Annotated in this window: 8 protein-coding genes; 4 read left to right on the top strand and 4 right to left on the bottom strand. The window is 65.6% G+C overall.

The features are described 5' to 3' along the window. Nucleotides 1-717 precede the first annotated feature (717 nt). The 3 genes from ACX80G_RS13570 (at nt 718) to ACX80G_RS13560 (ending at nt 3,262) form a co-directional block, all read left to right on the top strand. Nucleotides 718-1,416 (top strand): response regulator, encoded by a 699-nt coding sequence (locus tag ACX80G_RS13570; protein WP_459308183.1) that lies wholly within the window; start codon nt 718-720, stop codon nt 1,414-1,416. A gap of 96 nt (nt 1,417-1,512) precedes the next feature. Beyond that, complete coding sequence (locus tag ACX80G_RS13565; protein WP_459308181.1) at nt 1,513-2,538, top strand: 6-phosphofructokinase; 1,026 nt, start codon at nt 1,513-1,515, stop codon at nt 2,536-2,538. Between the two features lie 10 nt (nt 2,539-2,548). Beyond that, entirely contained in the window at nt 2,549-3,262 is a 714-nt protein-coding gene (locus ACX80G_RS13560) for a GNAT family N-acetyltransferase (protein ID WP_459308179.1), read from the top strand. 18 nt (nt 3,263-3,280) lie between these two features. Here ACX80G_RS13560 and ACX80G_RS13555 read toward each other — a convergent pair whose 3' ends face one another. From ACX80G_RS13555 to ACX80G_RS13540, 4 genes are all read right to left on the bottom strand, one after another. Then, nucleotides 3,281-3,688 (bottom strand): ankyrin repeat domain-containing protein, encoded by a 408-nt coding sequence (locus ACX80G_RS13555; RefSeq protein WP_459308177.1) that lies wholly within the window; start codon nt 3,686-3,688, stop codon nt 3,281-3,283. Nucleotides 3,689-3,690: 2 nt separating this feature from the next. After that, nucleotides 3,691-4,788, bottom strand: coding sequence for a CAF17-like 4Fe-4S cluster assembly/insertion protein YgfZ (ygfZ, locus tag ACX80G_RS13550; protein WP_459308176.1), 1,098 nt, complete (start codon nt 4,786-4,788; stop codon nt 3,691-3,693). 64 nt (nt 4,789-4,852) lie between these two features. After that, nucleotides 4,853-5,452: a nitrobindin family protein gene (locus ACX80G_RS13545; protein ID WP_459308174.1), complete on the bottom strand. Its 600-nt coding sequence runs from the start codon at nt 5,450-5,452 to the stop codon at nt 4,853-4,855. A gap of 233 nt (nt 5,453-5,685) precedes the next feature. After that, on the bottom strand, nt 5,686-6,429 hold the full coding sequence (locus ACX80G_RS13540; protein WP_459308172.1) for a hypothetical protein: 744 nt from the start codon (nt 6,427-6,429) through the stop codon (nt 5,686-5,688). A gap of 168 nt (nt 6,430-6,597) precedes the next feature. On the opposite strand from ACX80G_RS13540, the gene ACX80G_RS13535 reads away from it, so the two are divergent. Beyond that, nucleotides 6,598-7,299, top strand: coding sequence for a winged helix-turn-helix transcriptional regulator (locus ACX80G_RS13535; protein WP_459308170.1), 702 nt, complete (start codon nt 6,598-6,600; stop codon nt 7,297-7,299). Nucleotides 7,300-7,358 lie beyond the last annotated feature (59 nt).

Below are 7,358 nucleotides of genomic sequence, written 5' to 3'. Positions count from 1 at the left end.
CGGCATCAGGGCCAGCACCAAAATCGGCGTCAGGCCCGCCACCAACAAAGGCACCAGCAGAGGTGTCAGCGGAGGTGTCAGAAGAAGCATCAGCAAAGGCATCAGCGGAGGCGTCGGGTGGATCACCTACCGGGGCAGTCCACACCGCGCTGACGCCCAACGGACCCCCAGGACCATACCCACCAGACGTCCCGCCTGAAGACCTGCCGGGCGCCCCCGCGGACGTGTTCGCGGACCGACCATTGGAGGTCTCATCGGACGCACCCGCAGACGTATCGGTGGGCCCTCTACTGGGGGCGGGACCCGGACCGGATTCGGGAACGAATCCCGTTCCGGTAGGAGAAGCTGTACTGCTTTTCATACCCCCATTCCATCACCCGCCACTGACATTATTAGGGCCCAAACCCGGTGCACAGAAAAACTTTCTGAACTATTTTTCAAGGTCCGGTCACAGCCCACCGGGGGCGTGCACAAAACCCCACAACCCACCCACCGGGGCGTTAGATCGGGCGCCTCACTAGCCCGATAACCCACCACAACTAACCCTTCGGCGGGTTGGGGGATCGGTCGGCGGGTTGGGGTCTCAGGGGTCTCAGCCATCTCCGGAGTCTCAGGGTCTCGACAGTGTCCTGCTGCACCAGGACACCCCAGCTCGATCTACCGGACCTTTCACCCTGGCGGGCCCGAGTGACACGCTGGTGCACCGACCGAGGCAAGGTGAGCCCTACCTACCCCGGGTCGGGCCCCGCGGAGACCTGCCCGGCCGGCGCTGAATCGGTGCGCCTGCTGGTGGTAGATGACCACCCGGTGGTGCGTGCCGGACTGATCAACCTGCTCTCCTCCGACCCCCGCATCGTGGTCGCCGCCGAGGCAGCCAACGGGGAGGAAGCGGTTGCCGCAGCGATCGCCGTCGCTCCCGACGTCGTCCTCATGGGCCTGCGCATGCCGCTTCTGGATGGAGCTGACGCAACCGCCCGCATTCTCTCGACGCAGCCGGGCACCAAAGTGCTGGTATTGACCACCTACGACGGCGACTCCGATATTGTGCGGGCCGTCGAGGCCAGCGCCGTGGGCAATCTGCTCAAAGACACTCCCGGGGACACAATCATCAGCACCATGTTCGCCGCGGTCCGCGGTGAGACGGTCCTCGCACCGCCAATCGCAGCGAAGTTGGTGTCCCGGATGCGAGCACCTGCGCCGCCGGCGCTGTCTCCGCGCGAACCGGGGGTGCTGCAGTGCGTAGCCCGGGGGCTGAGCAACCCCGACATTGCCGCGCGGCTCTACATCGCGGAGACCACAGTAAAGACCTATCTGCTGCCCATTTTCGCCAAACTGGACGTCGATGACCAGACACGGGCCGTGGTCGTGGCGATGGGATGCGGAATCCTCGACAGTCGGGCTCCCGGGCCCCGATAGAGCCCTGCCGCTCAATGTGTGTTTAGAATCATAGTTGAGCTCAATGGGGCGCTCTGACCTGTTCACCCTCCCCAATCTGCAAGGACCCGGCTCGCCATGAAAATCGGAATACTCACCAGCGGCGGCGATTGTCCTGGACTCAACGCGGTGATCCGTGGGGCGGTCCTCAACGGCATCAAAACCCACAACCTTGACTTCGTCGGGTTCCGCGACGGCTGGCGTGGAGTGGTGGAGGGTGACATCATCGACCTCCCGCGCAGCGCCGTCCGCGGTATCTCCAAGCAGGGCGGCACCATTCTGGGGACCTCCCGCACCAACCCCTTCGAGGGGAACGGTGGACCCGACGCGATCAAAGCCACCCTTGAACGGCTCGGCATCGACGCGATGATCGTCATCGGCGGTGAAGGCACCCTCGCTGCCGCCAAGCGGCTCACCGACGCCGGCCTGAAAATTGTTGGAGTCCCCAAGACCGTCGATAACGATCTCGACGCCACCGATTACACCTTTGGCTTCGACACCGCGGTGCAGATCGCCACTGAGGCCATTGACCGGCTGCGCACCACCGGTGAGTCCCACAGCCGGTGCATGGTAGCCGAAGTGATGGGACGCCACGTGGGCTGGATCGCCCTGCACGCCGGGATGGCGTCCGGCGCCCATGCCATCCTCATCCCTGAGCAGCAGACCAGCCTGGAGCAGATCGCCGAGTGGGTGACCGAGGCCAATCATCGTGGCCGTGCGCCTCTCGTGGTGGTCGCCGAAGGATTCGTCCCCGATCACCTGGACCAGGCCCACTCCGAGCGCGGCCTCGACACGTTCGGCCGGCCACGGCTCGGCGGGATCGCCGATCAGCTGGCCCCGGAAATCGAGTCCCGCACCGGAATCGAAACCCGCGCCACGGTGCTGGGACATATCCAGCGCGGTGGGGTCCCCTCGGCGTTCGACCGCGTCCTCGCGACGCGTCTGGGGATGGCCGCAGTCGATTCAGTGGTGGACGGGTTGTGGGGCACGATGGTGTCGCTGAAGGGCACGGAAATCGCCCGGGTGGGCTTTGAAGCCGCCCTGGGCAATTTGAAGGTGGTCCCCCAGCAGCGGTACGACGAGGCAGCCATCCTCTTCGGCTAATGTTGCCTAGATGGAACTCGACCCCGGCACTGCCTCAATCATCCAGCTCGGGTGGTCCCGGCTCCTGCAGCTCGACGACACGGCGTTCGCCGAGGCGGCGGGTGAGCGGATCTACCGCAGGGACGACGACGCCGAGCTGCTGACCTTTGTGCGGTTGTTCGGCGAGGAATCCCTCGTGGGCCCGGGGTGGGCGCTCGACGCTGCAGCAGAACTAGACGGCGACGTCCTCGCCCGCCACTCAACTCTCCTGAGGTTGACCCGGGAGCATGGCGGGCGTGGTCTGGGCGAAGCGAACCTGTACTTTTGCGACAGCCTGCCAGCTCTTGAGCCCCGCGACGACGTGGCGGTGAGCGATGACCTGGCCTTAGCCGTCGACCTGGAACGACTGTGCCCTCCCGACGACACTGCCGAGGTGGGCCTGAGCGAGCTGGAGCATCGCACCATCCTGGTGGACGACGCGACCGCTCCCCCCACCCCGTTCGCCGGCGCTGGCTACGACATCTGGAGCGGTATCCTGGCTCATCTCGGGGTCCTGACAGCGCCCGAACGGCGGGGACAGGGGCACGCTACCTTCATCGCGAAGGTAGCCGTCGAGGACGCCATGGCAGCGGGCCTGATACCCCAGTGGCGCGCGCGCACCGACAACGCCGCATCCATCAGGACGGCGCTACGAGCGGGCTTCATCGGGTGCGGCAGCCAAACCAGCGTGCTGCTGCCGAGCTAGGCTGCAACCGGCTGAAGCTTAGGCCGGGCCGAACAGGTCGAGGAGCCCCCGGCGCTTGAACATGTGCGCGGTCTGCCGCGCAGTGGGGTGGCCCTGATCGGGGTCGGCCCCCGCGCCCAGGAGCACGTCGGCGACGTCCGGGTACCCCTTGAAAGCCACTCCCGCCAGTGGGGTCTGACCCTTGTCGTTGACCGCATTGACGTCAACGCCCCGCCCGGCCAGGTCTGCCACAATACCCGCATGTCCGTGGTACGAGGCGAGCATCAGGAGACTGTCGCCGGCACTGGTGGTCAGCGTCGCCGGGACTCCTGCGTCAAGGTATCGACTCAGGGTTGCCGCGTCGCCGGTGCGTGCCGCGTCGAACAGCCGGTGGGCCAGCGCGATAGCCTGATCGGCTCCGCCATCGGGCGAGCTAGTCTCGGTCACGGTCACCGGCGTCCTTTGAGGAAACCAGTGGCGCGTCCCACCACCTGGCCGGCGTCGGGCGCCACAATGATCTCCTGGGCTGCGGCGTACGCCTCGTCGCCGTCCTGCACCACCAGGTCACCGAGTGGGTCAACCGAGCGTTTGACGACGGCGAGCGCCACTGCCCCCATCTCGTAGTGCTGGGCCACCGACGTCACGGTGCCGACGGTGCGACCGCCAGCGACGACGGCGCTCCCCACCGCGGGGAGGGTATGTTGGCTGCCGTCAAGCTGCAGAAAGACTAGGCGGCGGGGTGGATGCCCCAGATTGTGCACCCGGGCCACGGTTTCCTGGCCCTTGTAGCACCCCTTCGAGAGGTGGACCGCGGTGCGGATCAGATCCAACTCGTGGGGGATGGTCTTCTCATCGGTTTCGGCTCCGGCCCGGGGCCGCCACGCGGCGACGCGCAACGCCTCGGACGCCATCGCTCCGGCCAGGCTCAGCCCCGCCTCGCCGAGCGCGGCGACGGTATCCGCGAGTGCGGTTTGCGGGACCGGATACTCAAACCAGGGGCGTTCCAGTCCGGGGTGGTTTTCTTCGGTCACCACGGAGTAGCCGTAGCCGCCCTCGGCGATGTGAGGCCACGGGTCAACCCATACGAGACGTTCGGATAGCGTGGCAACAGGTTTCACTGCACCCAGGACCGCCCAGGTATCTGACACATCCGCGACCTCGACCCGAAGCATGAACTTCATCCGGTCCAGCCAGGCGGCCATGCCGGGCGCTTCGAACCCTTCAACGATCAGCCAGGTGGTGGTCCCGTCGTCGACCACCCGGGCGTTGTACTCAATCCTGCCCTGCACGCTCAGCAGGAGCGTCTCCGAGCTGCTACCCGGTTGCAAGCCCAACAGGAGCTGGGAGGAGAGGGTGTTCAGCCAGCTCAGGCGGTCCGGCCCGGATACCGTTACGATGCCCCGGTGGGACAGGTCCACGACGGCGGTGCCGCGGGCCAGCGCGCGCTGCTCTCTGAAAGGGTCGCCGTAATGGGAGGCGGTGCCCTGGTCGGGTGCGCCAGCGGCTACCGCGCCGGGCAGAGACAGCAGTGGGCTGAGGTAGGTCATGATGGTATCAACGCGTCCTTGGGCTTGGCGTATTCCTTTGCCCTGCCCGAGAGGGCACGGCAGTTTAGGATTCTTTTTTGAGAATCGCCGATGCATGGGCCTTGAGTGGTTGACCATCGGCGGCCACGTCCCACCGCCAGTAGAGGTCGCCCTCCACCAGGCCATACAACCGCGTGGCGGCTGTGTACTCTTTGGAATTCTGGCCGCGCATCACCAAGTCGGTGCTGAGCTGGATCTGCGGGCCCTTGATCACCCCGTAATACAGTTCAGCGATTCCGCCGGGGTGCACGATAGTGGCGGTAATGTCGAAGCCGTCCTCGGCGTTACGGAGCTGTTCCACCTCGTCGGCGCTCTTCAGCGCGGGAACAATATCGGCTGGTTCGAGACCGGGGCCGCCGTCGGCGTCGTTTAGCTTGCGGTCCAGCGCCCAGAATCCGCTTTCCACCGACAGGGGGCGCAGGCGGGTCCCCAGCTCATCGGTCAGCCAACTCTCGGCCGTGTACTTGAGGTACGGCAGCCCGTTCTGGGTGAAGGTGACACGTTGCTCAAAGTGCTCGGACTCCGATGAGCCTTCGCCGAGCCGGCCGGAGCCCTCCCAGGCTCCCAACAGCCAGGACAACGGAACCAACTCGGGCGTGAGGTCGGTGGGAATCTCAAACGACATAGTGAGGTGGCAGCCTTACTTCTGGCCCTTGTACAGGCGGCTGATCACCAGGGCCGCCACTCCAGCCATCGCCAGTGAAGCGAGCACCAACAGTCCAATGAAGAAGATTTCAAGCGCAAGAATCGACATGCGTCCATCCTAACGCGACGCATCGGCGGCTCTCGACCTCATCGCCGTGACGGAGCGAGGCGGGCGGTCCGGGAGTGAAACAGGCGGGGAGGCGGGCAGGTCAATCAGGCGGTGAGCAGCTTGCTCAGGAAGTAAACGAGCGAGCCAATTACGAGGATCGGCGCGACGCCGATCGACAGTGCCGCCGGCAAGTTCACCGGCGTTTCGCGGGCCAGGAAAAGCCGGCGGGCACACACCACCACGGCTCCGCTGCCCGCTCCGATGATGCCTGCGGCCAGCCCGGAAACGTCGGTGAACAGAATGGCCCCAAGTGGTCCGGCGGTTGCGGCCAGCGCGGTTCCCAGCGGTGCGATGATGCGATCTGGCCAGGGCAGCAGCGACACGGCGAGAGCGATGATGACGCTGATCCCGGTGACCAGCATCATGCCGGAGTTCCCGGCGTTGACTGCCAACCGGTCGGCGGCAACCCAGCCCGAGCCGAGGCAGGCCAGGAATACGCCAACTCCGGCGCCGAGGGTGGACTCGAGGCGGTGGCTCTGGCCGGTACCGCGGAACAGCTGGATGAGGAATATCCCGCCTAGGCCGAGGGCCGTCGCGACAGGCATCCACCGCATGAAGTCGGTGTCAGGGACAGTGAGGGCCGCAGCCGTGGCGGCCAGCGCGCTAAGTCCGATGACTGCAGACTGGCTCTTCCTGGCTGGAACGCCCAGCACATGGGGCCAGCCAATGGCGCACGCCAGGATCAGGACCGCAGCGACGCCCGCCAGGGCACCAAGGGAGACGTAGGAAGCAACCACGATTGAGATGACGGCAACTGCCGCCGCAATGGCTACACTCCATATTCTCACCCGAGCAATACTGCCTTACCGCTCCGGCAAGTGAAAACGGCGCCCCGGGGTGCGGAGCATCACACCCGGTATACTGGACGAAATCTGCAAGGGCTGCGGAGCACCCGACCTACTCCGTCTGCCCGACGCAGTCGCCCGATGATGCGCGTCCGAGTATATGGAGGACACATGCCGCACATCCTGATGTTGACTAATAGCCCCGGCTCGTCGGTGGGTGTGCTGCCCGCGCTTGAGCTGCTCAACCACAAGGTGCATATTCTGCCCGCCGAGCCGACGGCGCTACTGGAAACCGAACCCTGCGATGTGGTGATGGTCGATGCACGCAAGGACATGGTCGGAGCGCGATCGCTGACGCAGCTTCTAAAGGCCACCGGTCTCAGTGCACCCCTGATGCTGGTGCTCACCGAGGGTGGGATGGCCGCCGTCGCCGCTAACTGGTTGGCCGACGACGTCGTCCTCGACTCTGCTGGGCCCGCCGAGGTGGAGGCGCGGCTCCGCCTGGTCATCGCGAGGACCAGTGCTGCAGAGTCAGAGACCAGTAGCGAGATCCGGGCCTCCGGCGTCGTGATCGACGAGGCCAGTTACACCGCCCGGGTGGGCGGAGAACCGTTGAACCTGACCTACAAGGAATTCGAGCTGCTCAAATATCTTGCTCAGCACCCAGGCCGGGTGTTCACCCGTGACCAGTTGCTGCACGAGGTGTGGGGCTACGACTATTACGGGGGGACCCGCACCGTCGACGTTCACGTACGGCGACTCAGGGCCAAACTGGGCGCCGACCATGAGCAGCTGATTGGGACGGTCCGCAATGTGGGGTACCGGTTCACGCTCAGCCGCTCAACTGACGACCGCCCGGCCGTCGACGCCTAAATGTATTGACCTGGGCCGCCGGCTTAACCAGCGAAGCCCCTCCCCCACTGTCGTGGAAA

The sequence above is a fragment of the Arthrobacter glycogeni genome (assembly GCF_054510815.1).
This window is presented reverse-complemented; position numbering and strand designations above follow the sequence as displayed.